This is a genomic window from Lysobacter yangpyeongensis (assembly GCF_042655745.1).
Taxonomy (GTDB): Bacteria; Pseudomonadota; Gammaproteobacteria; order Xanthomonadales; family Xanthomonadaceae; genus Agrilutibacter; species Agrilutibacter yangpyeongensis.
In genome coordinates this window covers 147,310-164,921 of the sequence record NZ_JBHSNM010000004.1, presented here as the reverse complement: position 1 = coordinate 164,921, position 17,612 = coordinate 147,310, and the positions used below count along the sequence as shown (strand labels likewise).

Annotated in this window: 17 protein-coding genes; 3 read left to right on the top strand and 14 right to left on the bottom strand. The window is 70.4% G+C overall.

Features of this window, described 5'->3' with window-relative positions; translation table 11 throughout:
* Nucleotides 1-174 precede the first annotated feature (174 nt).
* The 3 genes from ACFPN1_RS12775 to ACFPN1_RS12765 are packed head-to-tail and all read right to left on the bottom strand — an operon-like array spanning nucleotide 175 to nucleotide 1,988.
* Nucleotides 175-780: a lysophospholipid acyltransferase family protein gene (locus tag ACFPN1_RS12775; protein WP_386755457.1), complete on the bottom strand. Its 606-nt coding sequence runs from the start codon at nucleotides 778-780 to the stop codon at nucleotides 175-177.
* Between the two features lie 38 nt (nucleotides 781-818).
* Nucleotides 819-1,238, bottom strand: a complete 420-nt coding sequence (gene arfB, locus ACFPN1_RS12770; protein WP_386755455.1) for an alternative ribosome rescue aminoacyl-tRNA hydrolase ArfB — start codon at nucleotides 1,236-1,238, stop codon at nucleotides 819-821.
* Nucleotides 1,239-1,268: 30 nt separating this feature from the next.
* On the bottom strand, nucleotides 1,269-1,988 hold the full coding sequence (locus ACFPN1_RS12765; protein WP_386755453.1) for a pseudouridine synthase: 720 nt from the start codon (nucleotides 1,986-1,988) through the stop codon (nucleotides 1,269-1,271).
* 82 nt (nucleotides 1,989-2,070) lie between these two features.
* Here ACFPN1_RS12765 and ACFPN1_RS12760 point away from each other — a divergent pair, with 82 nt between their 5' ends.
* Entirely contained in the window at nucleotides 2,071-4,899 is a 2,829-nt protein-coding gene (locus ACFPN1_RS12760; protein ID WP_386755451.1) for a M16 family metallopeptidase, read from the top strand.
* A 7-nt stretch (nucleotides 4,900-4,906) separates the two neighbouring features.
* Here ACFPN1_RS12760 and ACFPN1_RS12755 read toward each other — a convergent pair whose 3' ends face one another.
* The 8 genes from ACFPN1_RS12755 to oleC form a co-directional block, all read right to left on the bottom strand.
* Nucleotides 4,907-6,265 (bottom strand): diguanylate cyclase domain-containing protein, encoded by a 1,359-nt coding sequence (locus ACFPN1_RS12755; RefSeq protein ID WP_386755450.1) that lies wholly within the window; start codon nucleotides 6,263-6,265, stop codon nucleotides 4,907-4,909.
* Between the two features lie 133 nt (nucleotides 6,266-6,398).
* Nucleotides 6,399-8,075: a ubiquinone biosynthesis regulatory protein kinase UbiB gene (gene ubiB / locus ACFPN1_RS12750; protein WP_386755448.1), complete on the bottom strand. Its 1,677-nt coding sequence runs from the start codon at nucleotides 8,073-8,075 to the stop codon at nucleotides 6,399-6,401.
* Nucleotides 8,072-8,722 carry a ubiquinone biosynthesis accessory factor UbiJ gene (locus ACFPN1_RS12745; protein WP_386755447.1) on the bottom strand — a complete coding sequence of 217 codons (651 nt, stop codon included), beginning with the start codon at nucleotides 8,720-8,722 and terminating at the stop codon, nucleotides 8,072-8,074. Before ACFPN1_RS12745 ends, ubiB begins: the two co-directional genes overlap by 4 nt.
* A gap of 106 nt (nucleotides 8,723-8,828) precedes the next feature.
* Entirely contained in the window at nucleotides 8,829-8,987 is a 159-nt protein-coding gene (locus tag ACFPN1_RS12740; RefSeq protein WP_386755446.1) for a DUF1328 domain-containing protein, read from the bottom strand.
* Nucleotides 8,988-9,118: 131 nt separating this feature from the next.
* Nucleotides 9,119-9,304: a hypothetical protein gene (locus tag ACFPN1_RS12735; RefSeq protein ID WP_386755444.1), complete on the bottom strand. Its 186-nt coding sequence runs from the start codon at nucleotides 9,302-9,304 to the stop codon at nucleotides 9,119-9,121.
* Nucleotides 9,305-9,468: 164 nt separating this feature from the next.
* Nucleotides 9,469-10,461 (bottom strand): 2-alkyl-3-oxoalkanoate reductase, encoded by a 993-nt coding sequence (oleD, locus tag ACFPN1_RS12730; RefSeq protein WP_386755443.1) that lies wholly within the window; start codon nucleotides 10,459-10,461, stop codon nucleotides 9,469-9,471.
* Nucleotides 10,458-10,889 carry an endonuclease domain-containing protein gene (locus tag ACFPN1_RS12725; protein WP_386755441.1) on the bottom strand — a complete coding sequence of 144 codons (432 nt, stop codon included), beginning with the start codon at nucleotides 10,887-10,889 and terminating at the stop codon, nucleotides 10,458-10,460. The genes oleD and ACFPN1_RS12725 overlap by 4 nt, the downstream gene beginning before the upstream one ends.
* A gap of 403 nt (nucleotides 10,890-11,292) precedes the next feature.
* Nucleotides 11,293-12,960, bottom strand: a complete 1,668-nt coding sequence (gene oleC, locus ACFPN1_RS12720) for an olefin beta-lactone synthetase (RefSeq protein ID WP_386755439.1) — start codon at nucleotides 12,958-12,960, stop codon at nucleotides 11,293-11,295.
* Between the two features lie 128 nt (nucleotides 12,961-13,088).
* Between oleC and ACFPN1_RS12715 the strand changes: the two genes are divergently transcribed.
* On the top strand, nucleotides 13,089-13,475 hold the full coding sequence (locus ACFPN1_RS12715; protein ID WP_386755437.1) for a YkgJ family cysteine cluster protein: 387 nt from the start codon (nucleotides 13,089-13,091) through the stop codon (nucleotides 13,473-13,475).
* Between the two features lie 224 nt (nucleotides 13,476-13,699).
* Here the strand turns inward: ACFPN1_RS12715 and ACFPN1_RS12710 are convergent, their stop codons facing one another.
* Nucleotides 13,700-14,623, bottom strand: coding sequence for an alpha/beta fold hydrolase (locus ACFPN1_RS12710; protein WP_386755436.1), 924 nt, complete (start codon nucleotides 14,621-14,623; stop codon nucleotides 13,700-13,702).
* A gap of 268 nt (nucleotides 14,624-14,891) precedes the next feature.
* Here ACFPN1_RS12710 and ACFPN1_RS12705 point away from each other — a divergent pair, with 268 nt between their 5' ends.
* Nucleotides 14,892-15,698, top strand: coding sequence for a DUF3050 domain-containing protein (locus ACFPN1_RS12705; RefSeq protein WP_386755434.1), 807 nt, complete (start codon nucleotides 14,892-14,894; stop codon nucleotides 15,696-15,698).
* Between the two features lie 62 nt (nucleotides 15,699-15,760).
* Here the strand turns inward: ACFPN1_RS12705 and ACFPN1_RS12700 are convergent, their stop codons facing one another.
* Nucleotides 15,761-16,783, bottom strand: a complete 1,023-nt coding sequence (locus ACFPN1_RS12700; protein WP_386755433.1) for a 3-oxoacyl-ACP synthase III — start codon at nucleotides 16,781-16,783, stop codon at nucleotides 15,761-15,763.
* Nucleotides 16,784-16,997: 214 nt separating this feature from the next.
* Entirely contained in the window at nucleotides 16,998-17,327 is a 330-nt protein-coding gene (locus tag ACFPN1_RS12695) for a DUF4156 domain-containing protein (protein WP_386755431.1), read from the bottom strand.
* Nucleotides 17,328-17,612: the final 285 nt, after the last annotated feature.

Sequence of the window (17,612 nt, the reverse complement as noted above, 5' to 3'; positions counted from 1 at the left end):
CGGCCCGTGCCGTATTTGACGCATATCCCGTGCCAGACCGGCCACGGGCGTCTTCAGGGGAACCAGTGGGAGCCGCGCCTGTCGCAGGCCGGCGGACGAAGTGCGAATTTTGTCACATTTCGACACCCGCCCTGCTGCGGTGCGGCGGGTGCGTCCGGCGGGAAGCTGACCGGCTCAGGCGTCGTGCAACTTGCCCCTGGAGACGCCGCGGTACCAATCGCGGATCCGGGTCATGTCGGCGGCCATGTCCTCGCCCAGTTCGAACGGAGGACCGATCCCGATCACCTTGTGGCCGTAGTGGAAGTAGGCCGGCAGCACCGGCACCCCGGCGGCCTTGGCGATCTTCCAGAAGCCGGTCTTCCAGCGCTCCACCGGCTTGCGCGTGCCTTCCGGCGCCAACCCGTACCAGAAGCGCTCGGCGCGCCGGATCATCGCCGCCGACTGCGCCACCACGCCGTGCGCGGCGCTGCGGTCCACCGGGATCACGCCCAGGCGCCGCAGCAGCAGGCCCAGCAGCGGCACCCTGAACAGCGAGTCCTTGCCCAGGATCTTGATGTCCAGGCCCAGCGCGAGCTTGGCGGCCAGACCCCAGATGCCGTCCCAGTTGGACGAATGCGGCGCGCCGATGAGCACCAGCTTGGGCAGGTCGGGGAATTCGCCGACCATGCGCCAGCCGCCTAGCCGCAGCACGGTCAGGCCGAGCCAGCGGGTCAGTGCATTGGGTTTCACCCGGGGTGCGTTGGGCGGCAACGGCAATACCGTTCTGTTGTCGTCGCTCATCGGCCTGTCGTCTTCCCCGGCGCGCAACGCGGCCTGGGTCAATCCCAGGTACGGCGGGCGCGGTCCTTCTTGATCGTACTTCTTTCGCGTTTGGCGTCGAGCCGGCGCTGCTTGGCGGCGCGGCCCGGCTTCGTCGCGATTCTAGGGGCCGGCGCGTGCAGGCCGGAAGCGACGAAGGCGGCCAGGCGCTCGCGCGCGTCCTCGCGGTTGCGCTCCTGGGTGCGGAAGCGCTGCGCGTTGAGCACCAGCACGCCGGCGTCGGTCACGCGGCGATCGCGCCGGGCCAGCAGGCGCGCGCGCACGACCTCGGGCAACGACGGCGAGTGGGCGATGTCGAAGCGCAGCTCGACCGCGGTCGCGACCTTGTTGACGTTCTGCCCGCCCGGGCCGGACGAACGCACGAAGCGTTCGACGAGCTCGTCGTCGGGAATGGCGAGGTGTGCGGAGACCTGCAGCATCCGTGGATTGTAGGGCGGGCCTTGGCCCACCTACGCGTAGTCGAACAAAGCGAGCGCCTTGGCGAACTCCGCATCCACCGGCGCGTCGACGACGATGCGTGCGCCGCTGTGCGGATGCGTGAACGCGAGTCGCCGCGCGTGCAGCAGCATGCGATGCACGCCCAGCATGCGGAAGGCGCGGTTGTGGCGGCCGTCGCCGTGGCTGGTGTCGCCGATCAGATGATGGAAGACGTGCTTGAGGTGGCGCCGGATCTGGCGGAAGCGGCCGGTCTCCGGCTGCGCGCGCAGCAGCGCGTAACGCGACGTTTCGAAACCCTGCGACGGCAGCGGCAGTTCGCAGGTCGCCAGCCGGGTGAAGCGCGTCACCGCCGGCTTCTTCTGCGGCTTGCCGGGACCGCCATCGAGCGGATGGTCGACGACGAATTCCGCCTCCGGCCAGCCGCGGCACACGGCCCAGTAATGCTTGTCGACTTCGCGCGACATCATCACCTGGCCCAGTTGCGCGGCGGTGGCGCGGTCGAAGGCGAGCAGCAGGCAGCCGCTGGTGGCGCGATCGAGGCGGTGCACGAGGAAGATCGGGCGCTCCAGCTGTTCGCGCAGGCGGTCGGCGAGGAAATCCGATTCGCCGCCGGCCAGCTTGCTGTCGTGGACCATCAGCCCGGCCGGCTTGTTCACCACCGCGAGCGCGTCGTCCCTGTACAGCAATTGCAGCGGCGCCTGCGCGGGCGCGACGGGCGATGACTCGATCATGGAAATAACACGCGATGGCTACAATCCATTGTCGCCCACGTCGCGCGCGACCACACGCATCCTGCTTCGAGGGAAGGACTCCATGCTCCGCTGCCGCTTCCTGCGCGCCTTTGCGCTGGCCTGTTCGCTGCTTTGCACCGCCGCTCCGATCGCGGCCGCGCCGACACCCGCGTCCGTCGCCGCACCTGCTGCCACTGCGATAACGCTGCCGCGCGGCATCACCGCCGGCCCGTGCATCGAAGGCATCTGCGAGTACACCCTCGCCAACGGCCTGCGCGTGCTGCTGTTTCCCGACGCCACCACGCCGACGGTCACGGTGAACATCGCCTACGGCGTGGGCTCGGTGCACGAGAACTACGGCGAGACCGGCATGGCGCACCTGCTCGAGCACCTGCTGTTCAAGGGCACGCCGACGCATCCGGACATTCCCGCCGAACTGAAGAAGCGCGGCATCGCCGCCAACGCCACGACCTCGTTCGACCGCACCAACTACTACGGCTCCTTCCCCGCCAACGACGACACGCTGGCCTGGCTGCTGGGGCTGGAAGCCGATCGCATGGTGCACTCGTTCGTCGCGCAGAAGGATCTGGACAGCGAGATGACCGTCGTGCGCAACGAGATGGAGCGCAACGAGAACAACCCGGCCGGCGTGCTCGCGCAGCGCGTGCGCGCGGCCGCGTACCTCTGGCACAACTACGGCAACACCACGATCGGGGCGCGCTCCGACGTCGAAGGCGTGCCGATCGCGAACCTGCAGGCGTTCTATCGCGCGTGGTACCGGCCGGACAACGCGACGCTGGTGGTCGCCGGCCGCATCGATCCGGCGAAGACGCTGGCGATGGTCCACGCCGCCTTCGCGCCGGTGAAGCAGCCCACCGCGCCGCTGCCGGTCTTCCACACCACCGAGCCGACGCAGGACGGCGAGCGCGAGGTCACCGTGCGCCGCAGCGGCGACGTGCGCGTGCTGATCGCCGCCTACCACGTGCCCTCGGTGAACCACGCCGACGGCGCCGCGTTGAGCGTGCTGGCCAACGTGCTCGGCGACGCGCCGTCCGGACGTCTGCACAAGACGCTGGTCGAACCCGGACTGGCCGCCGCCATCGGCGCCGGCACCGACAACCTGCGCGACGCCGGCCTGCTCAACCTGGTGGCGATCGTGCCGCTCGACGGCGACATGGCGAAGACGCAGGACGCGCTGCTGCGCCAGGCCGAACGTCTCGGCGACAAACAGATCGGCGAGGACGAAGTCGCGCAGGCGAAGCAACGCCTGGCCAATGCCTGGGAACGCAGCCTAACCGACGTCAACGCGGTGGCGATGGGCCTCACCAGCGCGGTCGCCGCGGGCGACTGGCGCCTGTACTTCCTGCGTCGCGACCAGATCGCGCAGGTGACCGCCGCCGACGTCAACCGCGTGGCGCGCGCCTACCTCAAGCCGAGCAACCGCACGCTCGGCCGCTTCGTGCCCACCGACGCGCCCGATCGCGCGCCGATTCCCGCCGCGCCGCCGGTTGCCGGACTGCTCGCCGGCTACACCGGCCGGGCCGCGGTCGCCGCCGGCGAAACCTTCGATCCCTCCCCGGCCAACATCGATGCACGCACGCAGACGTTCGTGCTCGGCGATGGGCTCAAGGTCTCGCTGCTGCCCAAGGACACGCGCGGCGACACGGTCCAGGTCAGCGCGAACTTCCGCTTCGGCGACGTTCCGGCGTTGAAGCGCCATCCGCGCCTCGTCGGCGGCGTGGTCGGGGCGATGCTGATGCGCGGCTCGACAACACTCGATCGCGAACAGATCGCGCAACGCCTGGAAACCCTGCGCACCACCGGCAACGTCAATGGCGGGATGCAGGCCGCGGGCATCGCCCTGGACACGCGCCGCGACACCCTCGCCGACGCGCTGCAGCTGGCGGCCGACCTGCTGCGACATCCGGCGTTTCCGCAGGAGGAATTCGAGCAACTGCGCGTGCAGGCGATCACCGGCCTGGAAGCCGCGCGCAAGGAACCCGGCACCGCCGTATCGCAGGCGCTGCGTGCGCATTTCGACCCGTGGCCGGCGGACCATCCGCTCGCGTTCCGATCGCTGGATGCGCAGATCGCGGAGTGGAAGGCACTCCGGCGCGAGGACCTGGTGGCCTTCCATCACGACTTCTACGGCACCGCGCAGGGCGAGATCGCGATCGTCGGCGACTTCGATCCGGGCGCGGTGAAGACGCAGCTGCAGGCCTTGTTCGCCAGCTGGAAATCGCCGACGCCCTACATGGCGATTTCCACGCACTACACCGCGGTCGCACCGGAGTCGCAGCGCCTGGAGACGCCCGACAAGGCCAACGCGGTCGTCGCCGCGCGCGCGAACCTGCCGCTCAACGACACCGATCCCGACTACCCCGCGCTGATGGTCGCCAACCACGTGCTCGGCGCCGGCACGCTGGCCTCGCGCCTGGGCAAGCGCCTGCGCGAAACCGAAGGCCTGACCTACGGCGTGTCCAGCCGCCTCACCGCCGATGCCAGCCCCGACGGCAAGGACGATGCCGGCAGCCTCTTCATCCAGGCGATCGCCGCGCCGCAGAACGTCGATCGCCTCACCGCCGGCCTGCGCGAGGAAGTCGCGCGACTGGTGCGCGAGGGCATCACCGCCGCCGAACTGAAGGACGCGGTGAACGCGATGCTCACCCAGCGCGCGCAGGCGCGTGCCGGCGACGACGTGGTCGCGGACATCCTCGCCCGCAATCTCTACCTGGACCGCACCATGGCCTGGTCGGCGGCGATCGATGCGCGCCTGCAGGCGCTGACGGTGGCGCAGGTCAACGAGGCGATCCGCCGCCGCTTCGATCCGGACGCACTGAGCGTGTATGCCGCGGGCGATTTCGCCGGCGTCGCGCACATGAAACCCGCGGCGGCCACTCCCGGGCAATAGCGCCGCCTCAGCGGATCGATTCGAGCTTGTCGGCCGCGCCGTTGGCGCCCTGCGTCTTGCAGCGGTACAGCGCGCGGTCGGCGCGATCGAAGACTTCGGCGGGCAACTCGGGCTCCTCGCCCGAGGGAAACACCGCCACGCCGGTGGAGGCACCGACGCTGACGCTGCGGCGGTCGGGCAGCACCACCGGCTGGCGGATCGCCTCGACCGCGCGGTCGACGAGGTGGAACAACTCGCGCGTGCCGCGCTTGCCCTGCAGCAGCAGCGCGAACTCGTCACCGCCCAGACGATAGACGTTGTCCTCGCTGTGCGTGACCTGCTGCAGCCGCTGCGCGACCTGTTGCAGGACCAGATCGCCGGCGCGGTGGCCGTAGTTGTCGTTGACGGGCTTGAAGCGGTCCAGGTCGATCAGCACCAGCGCGCAGCTGCGCGGCTGGGTCTGCTGCATCGCCTCGTGCAGCTGCAGGTCGAAGGACTTGCGGTTGAGCAGACCGGTGAGCGCGTCGTGGCCGGCCAGCATGCGGTCGCGACCCTGGCTGGCCAGCAGGCGGTAGGTGAACCAGCCCAGCAGCAGCGCCAGCACGTGCAGCGGCACGCGCACGTACAGCGGCGCGCGCATCGCAGCCAGGCCGTCGCGCGGCAGCGCCGCCAGTTCCCAGCGTCCGCCGCCGGGCAGCGGGTAATAGGTCGTCACCGGCGATGCGGCGAACACGGTGGGGTCGCCGAAGAACGCCTCGCCCGGGCGTTGGCCGGGGTCGGCGCGGCGCGCGGCCATACGCAGGCCGTTGCGCTCGGCGACGCGGCGGATGTCGATCAGCAGCGGATCGACGTTGACCGCGAGCGAGACCAGGCCCCAGTAACGCGTGTCGCGCCCGCCCGGCCCGCGCAGGAACACCGGCGTGCGGCTGACCACGCCATTGCCGCCCTGGATCAGGCCGATCGGCCCGGACACCACGGTGCGCCGGGTGCGGATTGCCTGCTGCACCGCCTCGTACTGCGCGGGCACGTCGACGTAACGCAGGCCCAGCGCCGCTTCGTTGCCGCGGCGCGGGTGGATGGCGGTGATCACCCCGCCCGGCGCCAGCGCGACGTTGCGGATCGAGGGATTGGCGCGCACCAGGCGCGAGGCGATCGCCTCGAAGGTGGGGTCGTCGATGCGCTCTTCGGCGGCGATCACCGCGGCCAGGGTTTCGGGCACCGCCAGCGCGGTCTCCAGGCGACGATCGATCTCGTCGCGCGCCTCGCCGAGGGCGACGCGCACCTTGCCGGTCGCTTCCAGGCGCGCCTTCGCATCCACGTAGTACAGCAACAGCGAGGCCAACCCCGCGGCCGCCAGCCATGCCACCAGCCCTGCCAGTGCCGGCATGAAGGACTTCAGGACATGGAATTGCGCTCGCCTCGTTCCCACACGGACCGTCCCCAAGCGGATCCTCGCTCGGCCTGTACCGGGGCCACTGCGCCCGATATTGGCACGGTCGCGCGCGTTTGCGCGACCGCCGCTACGCGCGCCGCGGCCAGGCCGCGCGCAGCGCCCACAGGCCGCCGATCGCGGCGATCCACGCCGACGCCGGCACGCCCAGCAGCCGCGGACCGCCGGCCTCCAGCGCGTACAGCAACGCCGCGACCACGAGCAGGCCGGTGCCGAAGATGGCGGCGATGGTGCGGCGCTGCGCGCTCTGCAGGGCCCGCGTGAGCGCGCGCAGGTCCTGCGACTGCATGCTCAGCGCGTGCTTGCCTTCGACCTGCTGCTGCAGCCACAGGTGCAGCAGGCGCGGCATCTCCGGCGCGTGGGTGACGAATTCCGGCAGGCGCTTGCGGAATTCGCCGGCCAGCCGCTGCGGGCTGTAGCGCTCGACCAGGATCTTCGCCAGCACCGGTTGCGCCACCGCCCAGATGTCCAGCTTCGGATCCAGCAGGCGGCCGACGCCTTCGATGTTGAGCAGGGTCTTCTGCAGCAGGATCAGTTGCGGCTGCAGGGTGAGCTCGTAGCGCTGCGCGGTGCGGAACAGCTTCACCAGCACTTCGGCCAGCGAGATCTCGCTCAGCGGGCGGGTGAAGTACGGCTCGCACACCGCGCGCGCGGCGGCTTCGAGCTCGTCGATGCGGATGTGCGACGGCATCCAGCCGGCCTGCACGTGCAGTTCGGCGATGCGGCGGTAGTCGCGGTTGAAGATCGCCATGAAGTTCTCGGCGAGGTAGTACTGATCCTCGTCGGAGAGCTGGCCCATGATGCCGAAGTCGAGCGCGATGAAGCGCGGGTTCGCCTTGCGCGCCGGGTCGCTGTCGACCCAGATGTTGCCGGCGTGCGCATCGGCGTGGAAGAAGTTGTCGCGGAACACCTGCGTGTAGAACACGCGCACGCCCTTGGCGGCGAGCGCATGGCGGTCGATGCCGGCGGCGTCGAGCGCGGCGATGTCGTCGGAAGGAATGCCGCGCACGCGCTCCAGCGTCAGCACGCGTTCGGCGGTGTGCGACCAGATCACCTCGGGCACGTACAGATCGTCGCTGCTGGCCCAGAAGCGACGCAGCACGCTGGCGTTGCCGCCTTCGCGCTGCAGGTCGAGTTCGGCGGCGAGCGTGTTCTCGATCTCCCCGACTATCTCGCGCGGGCGGATCTTGTCGGCCGCCGGATGCGTGCGTTCCACCACGCCCGCCACCGCCCTGAGCAGCGCGATGTCGGCGGCGATCTGCGTCTCGATGTCGGGACGCAGCACCTTCACCACGACTTCGCGCCGCGTCGCATCGCCTTGGGCATGCAGCGTCGCGGCGTGCACCTGCGCGATCGAGGCGGACGCCAGCGGCTCGGTGTCGAAGCTGGCGAAGGCCTCGCCGATGCCGCGGTTCAACGCCGCTTCGACGATCGCGCGCGCGGCCTGGCCGTCGAAGGGCGCGACGCGATCCTGCAGCAGCGCCAGTTCGGTGGCGATGTCGGGCGGCACCAGATCGCGGCGCGTCGACAGGATCTGTCCGAACTTGACGAAGATCGGCCCCAGTTCCTGCAGCGCCAGGCGCAGGCGCGCACCGCGCGATTGCGAAGCGACCTCGGCGGAGGCGCGCGGCACGAACGGACGCGCGAGCCGGAGCCAGCGCTCGGCCGGCGTGCCGTCGAGCAGGTCGTCGAGGCGGTACCGCAACAGCACCCGGCCAATGCGCCAGGCGCGGAACACCGGCGTCATGCGCGGGCGCTCCCGATCGCGCCGCGCAGCCGCGTCACGCGCGCGGCGATGCGCTCGACGTCGTCGCGCACGGCATCGACGTCGTCGAAGAACGCGTTGAGTTCGTCGCGCCCGACCACATCGCGCGATTCCTCGGTGACGTACTCGGCGGCGTTGCTGGCGAAGGCGCCACCGGCCTCGCGCGCGTGGCGCAGCGCGGCGCGCACGGCATTGGCGACCTGTACGCCGACCACGTCGCCGAACACCGCGGCGAAGGGCTGCTGCCAGTCGGGATCGAAGCGTTCGGCCAGGCGCTGCAGCCGGCGCGCGAGATCGGCGTCGCCTTCGATGCGCAGCTTGCCCACCGGCGGCGCGTTGTCGTTGCGGAAGAACGGCAGCTGCGCGATGAGTCCGCCCAGGGTGCTGCGCACCGACAGGTCGGCGGCTTCGCCCTCCGGCACCGGCCCCACCCGCAGGCGGTTGCCGGCGACGGCGACCTGCAGGGCCAGCCGCGGCGCGGCGACGTGCAGCGCCACGCTGCGGCCGTCGAGCGCGCGCAAGCCGTCGCGGGTATCGGGATCCAGGGCCAGCGCGCGGTTGAGCGCCGCTTCCAGCGCACGGCCGGCGAGGGGCTTGAGCGAATCGAGGGGCGTGGCGCCGGCGGTCATGCCGGCATTGTAGCCGCCGGGGACCGGCGCCCGTCCGGCCCGCGACGCGTAGAGGTGCCGCGGGAGGCGGGCTGGCAGGTTGCCGGCTGCGCTGCGACGAGGCGCGTCAGACGCGACGGCCGCGCAGCAGCGAGATGATGCCCAGCACGAGGAAGATGACGAAGAGGATCCAGGCGATGTTGCCGGCGGCACCGGCGATGCCGGTGAAGCCGAGCACGGCCGCGATGATCGCGATCACGAAGAAGACGACGGCGTAGTGCAGCATGCGAGCCTCCAGACCATGCACCGGTTCGGCGCGTGGCCATGCTCGCCGCAGCGCGGTGGTCGCGCGGTGACGGTTGCCGCGCGTGGCCAGCCGGCCTTCAGCGCGATGACGTCCGCGTCAGCGCGATCCGTTCAGTGGCGGTGATGATGGTGGTCGTGGTGGTCGTTGTGCCAGCGCCACAGCGCCGAGAGCGAGAGGCCGAAGAAGACCGCGAACCAGAACCACGCCAGCGTACCGGCCACGGTGGGCAGGCCGCTGAGCGCGAACGCCGCGGCGATCAGGGCGAGGACGAGAAAGATGGCGGAGCCGTACAGCATGGGAACCTCCCGGACGCACGCACGGGTGGGAAGCCGATGCTCGCCGAGCGGGGCTTAGCGGCGGGTGATGATCGGCGCCGCCGCGCCGCGCCGCCGCGTACCGCTGCGAGCAACATGAGCGGCCCTGCTCTGCTCCGCCACGCGCCGCCACGCGCGACGCCGTTTCATCCGCGACAGGCCGCTGCCAGCCGCGTCAGCCCCTCGTCGATCGTCACCTGCGGCACATAGCCGAAATCGTGGCGCGCCGGGGTCATGTCATACCAATGCGTCGTGCTCAGCTGCTCCGCCAGGAACCGCGTCATCGGCGGCTCGCCCTTCAGCGGCAGCACATGCCACAGTCCTTCGCACACCGCGCCGGCGACGTAGGCGACGCGGAACGGAATCGTCTTCTCCACCAGCGGTGCGCCGGCCGCACGCAGCAGGCCGTTGACGATGTCGCGCACGCTGCGCGGCTCGCCGTTGCTGATGAAGTACGCGCGCCCCGCGCAACGCGCGCCGGGGGCGAGCTGCGCCAGCGCGTCGAAGTGCGCCTGCGCCGCATTGTCGACATAGGTGGTGTCGATGCGGTTGTGGCCGTCGCCGACGAAGCGCAGGCGCCCCGCCTTCGCGCGTTCCACCAGGCGCGGCAGCAGCTGGTTGTCGCCGACGCCCCAGATCAGCCGCGGACGCAGCGCGACCGTCGCGAGCGTCTGGTCGTTCGCCGCCAGCACCAGCCGCTCGGCGATCAGCTTGGTCGCCGCGTACGGCGCCTTGAGGTGCTCGCCGTAGGGCACGGTGTCGGCGGTGCCGCCCTCGACCGGGTGCGTGGCGCGATGGGTGACGCTCGGCGTGGAGGTGTAGACGAGGCGGTTGACGCCGTGGATGCGGCAGGCCTCGATGACGTTCTCGGTGCCGACCACGTTCGCATCGAAATAGCTGCGGTAGCTGCCCCACGCGCCGGCCTTGGCCGCGTTGTGGATCACCGCGTCGCAGCCCTGCGCGGCGGCGATCACCGCGTCGCGCAACGCGAGATCGCCCTGCACCTGGCGCACGCCGATCGCGGCGAGCGCCGGATAGAGCCCGCGGTTGAAGCTGACCACTTCGTGCCCGCGCGCACGCAGGCCGCGGCACAGGGCCTGGCCGAGGAAACCGCCGCCGCCGGTCACGAGGATCTTCATTCGTTGCCTTTGCCTTCGTCGTTGCCGTCCGCGTCCTCCCGTTCGCGCAACGAAACGGAGGATCGGGGAAGGGTGCCTTTGCCCGTGATGGACGCCATGACCAGATGCCGGTGAATGTCGTCGACGACCGATTCCAGCCGAAGCAGCACGTCGCCATTCCAGTAGCGCAGCACTCGGTAGCCCAGCGCTTCCAGCTTCCTCGTGCGGGCTGCATCGTACTCCGCCTGCAACGCGTGTTGGCCGCCGTCGATTTCGACGATCAGTTTTGCCTGCGGGCAGGCGAAGTCCGCGATGTAGCCACCGATGGGCACCTGACGGCGGAAGCGGAACCCATCCAGCTGCTTTCCGCGCAGTGCGCGCCATAGGGCGCGCTCGGCGTCGGTGGCATGGTTGCGCAGCGTCCGTGCACGAAGTCTGAGACGGTCCATGTCTCTCCCTGTTCGATGTACAGCGATAGCTTGCTCTTCCCCTCCCCTTTGCGCGCAGCGCAAGGGGGAGGCCGGGAGGGGGGCTTTGGATTTTGCCGTTGCTTCCTGCAACGTCCGGAAGCAACCGCACTCGCGCCTGCGGCGCTCGACCCCTCCCCAACCCTCCCCTTCGCCTGCGGCGAAAGGGAGGGAGCCCTGCTCTTCCCCTCCTCTTCGAAGGAGGGAGCCCCTGCTCTTCCCCTCCCCTTTGCGCGCAGCGCAAGGGGGAGGTCGGGAGGGGGTGCTTTGGATTTTGCCGTTGCTTCCTGCAACGTCCGGAAGCAACCGCACTCGCGCCTGCGGCGCTCGGCCCCTCCCCCGCCCTCCCCTTCGCCTGCGGCGAAAGGGAGGAGCCTCTCCCTCGCTACCCGCGCAATTGCCCCGCCGCCCACACCGCCAGCTTCTCGCGGCCGATCTTGGCGTTGTGGCGGATGTCAACCGGGAATTTCGCGTGGCGCAGGAACCGGTCGATAGCGCGCGTATGCCCATGCGCCTGGCCGAGCGCGCGCAGTTCGCGCTCCACGCGGGGCCATTCGCCCGCCGCCACGCCGGCGTTGAGTTCGACGCACAGCACCGGCACCTGCGTGTCGTGCGCGCCGATGCCGACCAGCGCGGTGCGGCGCACGTCCGGATGCGTGTTGAACACCGGTTCGACCTGCTCGGTGTACAGCGGCCCGGCGACGGTCTCCACGCGATGCGACTTGCGCCCGCAGAACCACAGGCGGCCATCGGCGTCGAGATAACCGACATCGCCCATGCGGTGCACGATGCGCTCGCTGCCGTCGACGCCGCGTTCGCGGATCTTCGCCAGCCGCGTCTGCGCCTCACGGTTGAAGTAGCTGTCGGTGGCGGTCGGGCCGGCGACGGTGATCTCGCCGACCTCGCCCCGCGCCAGCTCTTCGACTTCCGACCAGTCCGCGATCGCGTCGTCGCGGATGCGGATGATGCGCACGACGTTGGGCGCGACGGCGCGGCCCACGCAGGTGCCGGCGCCGGCTTCGGTCGCCGCGCGCGTGGCCTGCAGCTCGCCGCCTTCGATCACCGCCACCGGCAGGCATTCGGTGGCGCCGTACGGCGTCCAGAACCGCGCGTCGGCGGGCAGCAGTTCGCGCATGCGCGCCACCACGTCCGCGGGCACCGGCGCGCCGGCGGAGGTGACGCGACGCAGCGTGGGCAGCGGCGCGCCGTGGCGCGCGAGCACGCCCATCAGCGCCGGCGAACCGAACAGCTGGTCGACGCCGAAGCGCGCGATCGCAGCGTGCAATTTGCGCGGATCGGCAAGCGCGGGTTTGGTCGGATCCATGTCGGGAATCACCGAGGTCACCCCGAGCGCCGGATCGAACAGCGCGAACGGCGGGAAGGTCGGCAGATCGACGCCACCGGCTTCGATGCCGAAGGCCTCGCGCAGCAGCGCGATCTGCGCGACGAAGTGGCGATGGCGGTACACGACACCCTTGGGCACGCCGGTGGAGCCACTGGTGAACAGGATCGCGGCAACATCGTCCGGCTGCGTGTCGGCCAGTTGCGAGCCCGCGCCGGCGCCCTCGCGTTCGACCTGCGCCAGCGTCGCGTCGGCGAGCAGCGCGCGCGCTCCGGTGGTGATGCGCACGCGCGCCGACTTCGCCCAGCCCAGCAGCACGCGCGCGCACTGCGCCAGCGGAATGCCGATGAAGGCCGCCGGCTGCGCTTCGTCCAGGCATTGCTTCAACGCGCGCCTGTCGATGCCCGGATCGACCAGCACCGGCACCGCGCCGGCCTTGAACAGCGCGAACATCAGCAGGAAGAACTCCGGCGTCGGCCGCACCATCACCACGGTGCGGGTGCCGCGCACGATGCCGCGCGTCGCCAGGCCGGCGGCGATCGCGTCGCTGCGCGCGTCCAGCTCGCGGTAGGTCAGCGCGGTGTCGTAGCGCGCGAAGCCGTCGCGGCCGCGCGCGCCGGGGCAGCGCATGGCGATCCGGTCGGGGAATTCCGCGGCCAGGCGCGGCAGTGAAGCGGCGATGTTGCAGCGGTCGCGGGGAGCGTCGTTCATCCGCCTATTGTCGCCGACCCGCGTTCTGCGACGGCCGGCGTCGGCCTCCGACGACCGGCCGGTTGCGGCGCGTCGGAAGTGGCCGCGCCGCCCCTAGAATTGCCGCCCCGTTCCGGCTGCGCGCCCCCGTGTCGTCCCATCCCTGCCTGTCCTGCGGCGCCTGCTGCGCCTTCTTCCGCGTCAGCTTCCACTGGTCGGAGACCGACCCCGCGCTGGGCGGGCGGGTGCCGTTCGAACTGACCGAGCCGCTGCGGGCGCACGAGCGCGCGATGCGCGGCACCTCGCAGGCGCATCCGCGCTGCATCGCGCTGGATGCGGACATCGGCCGCTACAGCCGCTGCACGATCCACGACCGCCGGCCGTCGGTGTGCGCGCTGGTGCCGGCGTCGTACGAGTTCGGCGAACCCAGCGCGCAGTGCGACAAGGCGCGACTGGCGCACGGCTTGCGCGTGCTGACGCCGGCGGATTGGGTGGGCGTGGGCGACGCGGAGCGCAATCCGTTGCCGGAGGTGTGAGCGTCCCCGTTCGACGCGTTCCTCTCCCCGTCGCGCAGCGATGGGGAGAGGGTGCCGAAGGCGGGTGAGGGGCGCTTTTGACTTTGCCGTTGCCCGAAGCAAGGGCAGCTCGCTGCGCTCGCCTCCCTCTCATCCGGCCTTACGGCCACCTTCTCCCCGCGCGCGGGGAGAAGGAAAACATCGGGCAATCCTGTTCCCCGCACGCGGCGAGCAGGAAAAACGCCTCACCCGATCGGATGCGAATCCAGGAACCGCCGGATCGCCGGCACCAGCACCTCGGCCTTGTCTTCCAGCACGTAGTGGTTGGCGTCCTCGAACGCGTGCACTTCCGCCTGCGGCAGCGCGGCGCGGAAACCGTCGAGGAAATGCTTGTCGAACACGAAATCGCGCAGGCCCCAGCCGATGAACGCCGGACGATCGCCGAATTCCGGCAGGCGCCGGCCTGCCTCCTCCAGCAACGGCCAGGCCTTGTCGCCCGGACGCAGCGGAATGTCCTGCATGAAGCGCACGGTGCTGATGCGATTGGCCCAGGAGTCGTACGGCGCGACGTAGGCGCGGCGCACGGCGCGCGGCATCGGCTTCTCGAGGCCGATGAACGAGGCGCCCGCAGAGAACGCGTTGAATGCGCGGATCACCAGCGCGCCGAGCTTCCAGTCGCGGCCGAACGTCAGTTGCCACGGCATCGGCTTGGCCGCGGGCAACGGAAATGCCGCGGTGTTGGTGATCACCAGCCGCTTCACCTGCGCCGCATGCGACAGCGCCCAGCCGAAGCCGATCATCCCGCCCCAGTCGTGCACGGCCAGCGTCACCGGGCCGGTGATGCCCAGGCGGTCCAGCAGCGTCGTCACGTCGTCGACGCGCGACTGCAGGGTGTAGTGGTAGCGATCGTCGCCGGGCTTGTCCGACAGGCCCATGCCGACGTGGTCGGGGACGATGCAGCGATAGGCCTTTCCCGACGCCGGATCGCGCAGTCCGAGCACCAGCTTGCGCCAGTAGTAACTCCACGACGGATTGCCGTGCAGCATGACGACGACCTCGCCATCGCGCGGGCCTTCGTCCAGGTACGACATCGCGATGCCGGGGCGGATTTCGATCCGCTGCGGCGCGAACGGGTAGTCGGGGAAGCGAACCGGGGACGACGCGGTCATGCAGGCCTGCCAGTGGTCTGTCGGTGGTGCCGGACAGGACAGCCCCGCCGAACAAGGGGCGCCATTATGCGGTGCCCGCCGCCCGAACCCCAGCCGCGGCGCGGATTGCCGCCGCGCGCGCGACCACGGCCGCCGGCATGGCGAACCGTGACGCATGCACGGAAGGCTCTGGGGGCAAACCCCCACTCTGACGGCGGACGCGGATGCGTCCTGGACACGCCGGCCCCGACCGGGCCGGCGCTCTTTCGCCTATCCAGGGAGAACGGTAATGGCCGCAGTAATGGATCTGCATCAATCCGATCGCATCGTCGCCGACGCGACCGCCCTGCGCGACCTGCGCACCCAGCTCGAGCTGCACCCGGTGTTCGAGGCGCTCGCCGACATCGGCGACCTGCGGCGCTTCATGCGCGCGCACGTGTTCGCGGTCTGGGACTTCATGAGCCTGCTCAAGCGCCTGCAGCGCGACCTCACCTGCACGCAGGTGCCGTGGGTGCCGCCGCGTGACCGCATCGCCGCGCATCTGGTCAACGAGATCGTGCTCGGCGAGGAAAGCGACCTGCGTCCTGACGGCGAGCCCGCCAGCCATCTCGATCTCTACCTCGACGCGATGCGCGAAGTGGGCGCGGACACCGCGCAGTTCGAGCGCTTCCTCCAGCTGGTCGACGACGGCATGGAACCGCTGGATGCGCTGCATACGGTGGGCGCGCCGGCGCACGTGCGTGCGTTCGTGGGGCATACCCTGCGCATCGCCCGCGACGGCAGCACGCTCGCGGTGATGACCAACTTCTTCCATGGCCGCGAGAACGTGATCCCGCGGATGTTCGACGCGCTGCTCGCGCGCTGGCGCATCGACGAGGCCGCGGCGCCGATGTTCGTGTTCTATATGCGACGCCACATCGAAGTCGACGGCGAATCGCACGGACCGATGGCGCAGCGGATCATCGATCGCGCCGTCGACCACGATCCGGCGCGCCAGCAGCAGGTGATCGAGGCCGCCGCCGAGGCGGTACGCGCGCGCCTGGCGCTGTGGGACGGCGTGCTGGTGGATCTGCAGGAGCAGCCGGCGGCGGGCTGAGGCCGGGGAAAAGAAAACGGGGCGCACCAGGCGCCCCGTTTTTCATGCGCGGATCGCGCCGGTTACCAGACCACTTCGGCCATCGAGCAGTTCAGGCCCGAGCCGATGCCCAGCAGCGCCACGCGCGTGCCCTTCTTCAGGCGACCCATTTCGCGCAGCTTGCTCAGCACGATCGGCACCGAGGCCGGACCGATGTTGCCGTGCTCGCCGAAGATGGTCATGACCTTCTTCGGGCTGATACCGAAGGCCTTGAGGAAGGCCTGGGTGTGCGCCTTGCTGACCTGGTGGATGACGAATTCGTCGAGCTCGTCGACCACCCAGCCCAGCGCCTGGCGCGCGGCGGCGAAGGTCTTCTGGCCGAGCTTCACGCCTTCGATCATCAGCATGCGGCCGTCGGCGACCATGCGGTCGTGGTTGACGTCGCCGCGGCACAGGTGGTTCCACTCGGTGGCCGAACGGGTCACGCTGCCCTTGTAGCGCGGCGCGCCCGGCACGAGTTCGGCGCGGGCCAGCACCATCGCGGCGGCCCCCGAACCCAGCGTCAGCGTCGCCATCTCGTCGCGGAACTGCTCGGCGGTCACGCCTTCGCGGCTCAGGCGCTCGATGGTCTTCTCGTAGGCGAGGTTGGCGGTCTCGCCGTCGACGACCAGCGCGTATTCGATCTCGCCGCGTTCGATCATGCGGCTGGCCACGTCCATGCCGTTGAGGAACGCGAGGCAGGCGTTGGCGATGTCGAAGTTCTGGCACTCATCCCCGAGGCGCAGGTTGCCGGCGACGATCGAGGCGGTGGACGGCTCGAGGTAGTCGCGGCTGACCGAGGTGTTGACCAGCAGGCCAATGCGATCGGCATCGATGCCGGCATCGGCCAGCGCCTTGACGCCGGCGAGCGTCGCGGCGTCGGAGGGCAGCACCTCGCCGTCCCACAGGCGGCGTTCGTTCACGCCGGCCACGTCCTGCAGCACGTTGGCCTTGATGCCCAGACGGTCCATCGTCGGCTTGAGTCGGGCGTGGATCTCGTCGGAGGTCAGCCGACGCGGGGCGTCGATATGGGCCAGACCGGCGATGGCAACGTGTTGGAACAGCATGGCGGGCAACCGTGGGCGAAAAAAGCGCGTCAGATTAACGCTTTGTCGACATGGTTGCACCGGCCGCAGGTCGCAAGCCCCCCGATGCGGTGGCGAAAATGGCGGGTTCAGGCCGGGATCGGCACAGCGGCGGCGCGCGCGGGTCCGGCCGGCATACGGTTCACGGTCTGTGGGTATGGAACGCCACGATCCGGCCGCAGTTCGCGCGGCGGCGTTATTTCCGGCAGCGCCAGGCGAGGAAGCGCTGCTCGCCGTCCTGCGGCTCGGTCATCGGCTGCAGGGTATCGGCCTGCAGGCCGGGACCCTCGTTGCGGGCGAGGGTTTCCAGTTCCTCGCGCACGCGCAGCGGGTTGCGTTCGTAGAAGCCGATCTTGCCCTTCACCGACACCGCGATCTCGCCGCGCTGCTCGCAACCGGCCGGCGCCGCACCGGCGGGAATCACGCGCACCGCCGAGGCGCCGGGGGCCATGTGCACCCAGGTGCAGCCGCTGGCGGCAAGGGCGAGGGCGACGAGGGTGGGAGCAAGGACGACGAGTGGACGCATGCGGCATCTCCGGATAGCGAAGCGCGTCATTGTTGCCTTGATGGGTGAATCAGGCAAAACCCGGTGTCGCGGGGGAATGAAAACCGGGGATCGGCGAACGCAGCGTCTGCTTCCCCGTGTGCACATCCGATTCCCCGTGTGCAGCGCCCTCTTCTCCCGCATGTAGCGGCCTCCTTCTCCCGCATGTAGCGGCCTCCTTCTCCCGCATGTGGCGGCCTCCTTCTCCCGCATGTGGCGGCCTCCTTCTCCCGCATGTGGCGGCCTCCTTCTCCCGCATGTGGCGGC

Excerpts from the sequence above, each read along its gene's own strand:
- ACFPN1_RS12755 (WP_386755450.1), bottom strand. The coding sequence starts at position 6,265 with ATGCCGGCACTGGCAGGGCTGGTGGCATGGCTGGCGGCCGCGGGGTTG.
- arfB (WP_386755455.1), bottom strand. The coding sequence starts at position 1,238 with ATGCTGCAGGTCTCCGCACACCTCGCCATTCCCGACGACGAGCTCGTC.
- ACFPN1_RS12745 (WP_386755447.1), bottom strand. The coding sequence starts at position 8,722 with ATGACCGCCGGCGCCACGCCCCTCGATTCGCTCAAGCCCCTCGCCGGC.
- ACFPN1_RS12775 (WP_386755457.1), bottom strand. The coding sequence starts at position 780 with ATGAGCGACGACAACAGAACGGTATTGCCGTTGCCGCCCAACGCACCC.
- ACFPN1_RS12710 (WP_386755436.1), bottom strand. The coding sequence starts at position 14,623 with ATGACCGCGTCGTCCCCGGTTCGCTTCCCCGACTACCCGTTCGCGCCG.
- ACFPN1_RS12695 (WP_386755431.1), bottom strand. The coding sequence starts at position 17,327 with ATGCGTCCACTCGTCGTCCTTGCTCCCACCCTCGTCGCCCTCGCCCTT.
- ACFPN1_RS12700 (WP_386755433.1), bottom strand. The coding sequence starts at position 16,783 with ATGCTGTTCCAACACGTTGCCATCGCCGGTCTGGCCCATATCGACGCC.
- oleD (WP_386755443.1), bottom strand. The coding sequence starts at position 10,461 with ATGAAGATCCTCGTGACCGGCGGCGGCGGTTTCCTCGGCCAGGCCCTG.
- ACFPN1_RS12705 (WP_386755434.1), top strand. The coding sequence starts at position 14,892 with ATGGCCGCAGTAATGGATCTGCATCAATCCGATCGCATCGTCGCCGAC.
- ACFPN1_RS12765 (WP_386755453.1), bottom strand. The coding sequence starts at position 1,988 with ATGATCGAGTCATCGCCCGTCGCGCCCGCGCAGGCGCCGCTGCAATTG.
- ACFPN1_RS12735 (WP_386755444.1), bottom strand. The coding sequence starts at position 9,304 with ATGCTGTACGGCTCCGCCATCTTTCTCGTCCTCGCCCTGATCGCCGCG.
- ubiB (WP_386755448.1), bottom strand. The coding sequence starts at position 8,075 with ATGACGCCGGTGTTCCGCGCCTGGCGCATTGGCCGGGTGCTGTTGCGG.
- ACFPN1_RS12740 (WP_386755446.1), bottom strand. The coding sequence starts at position 8,987 with ATGCTGCACTACGCCGTCGTCTTCTTCGTGATCGCGATCATCGCGGCC.
- ACFPN1_RS12760 (WP_386755451.1), top strand. The coding sequence starts at position 2,071 with ATGCTCCGCTGCCGCTTCCTGCGCGCCTTTGCGCTGGCCTGTTCGCTG.
- oleC (WP_386755439.1), bottom strand. The coding sequence starts at position 12,960 with ATGAACGACGCTCCCCGCGACCGCTGCAACATCGCCGCTTCACTGCCG.
- ACFPN1_RS12725 (WP_386755441.1), bottom strand. The coding sequence starts at position 10,889 with ATGGACCGTCTCAGACTTCGTGCACGGACGCTGCGCAACCATGCCACC.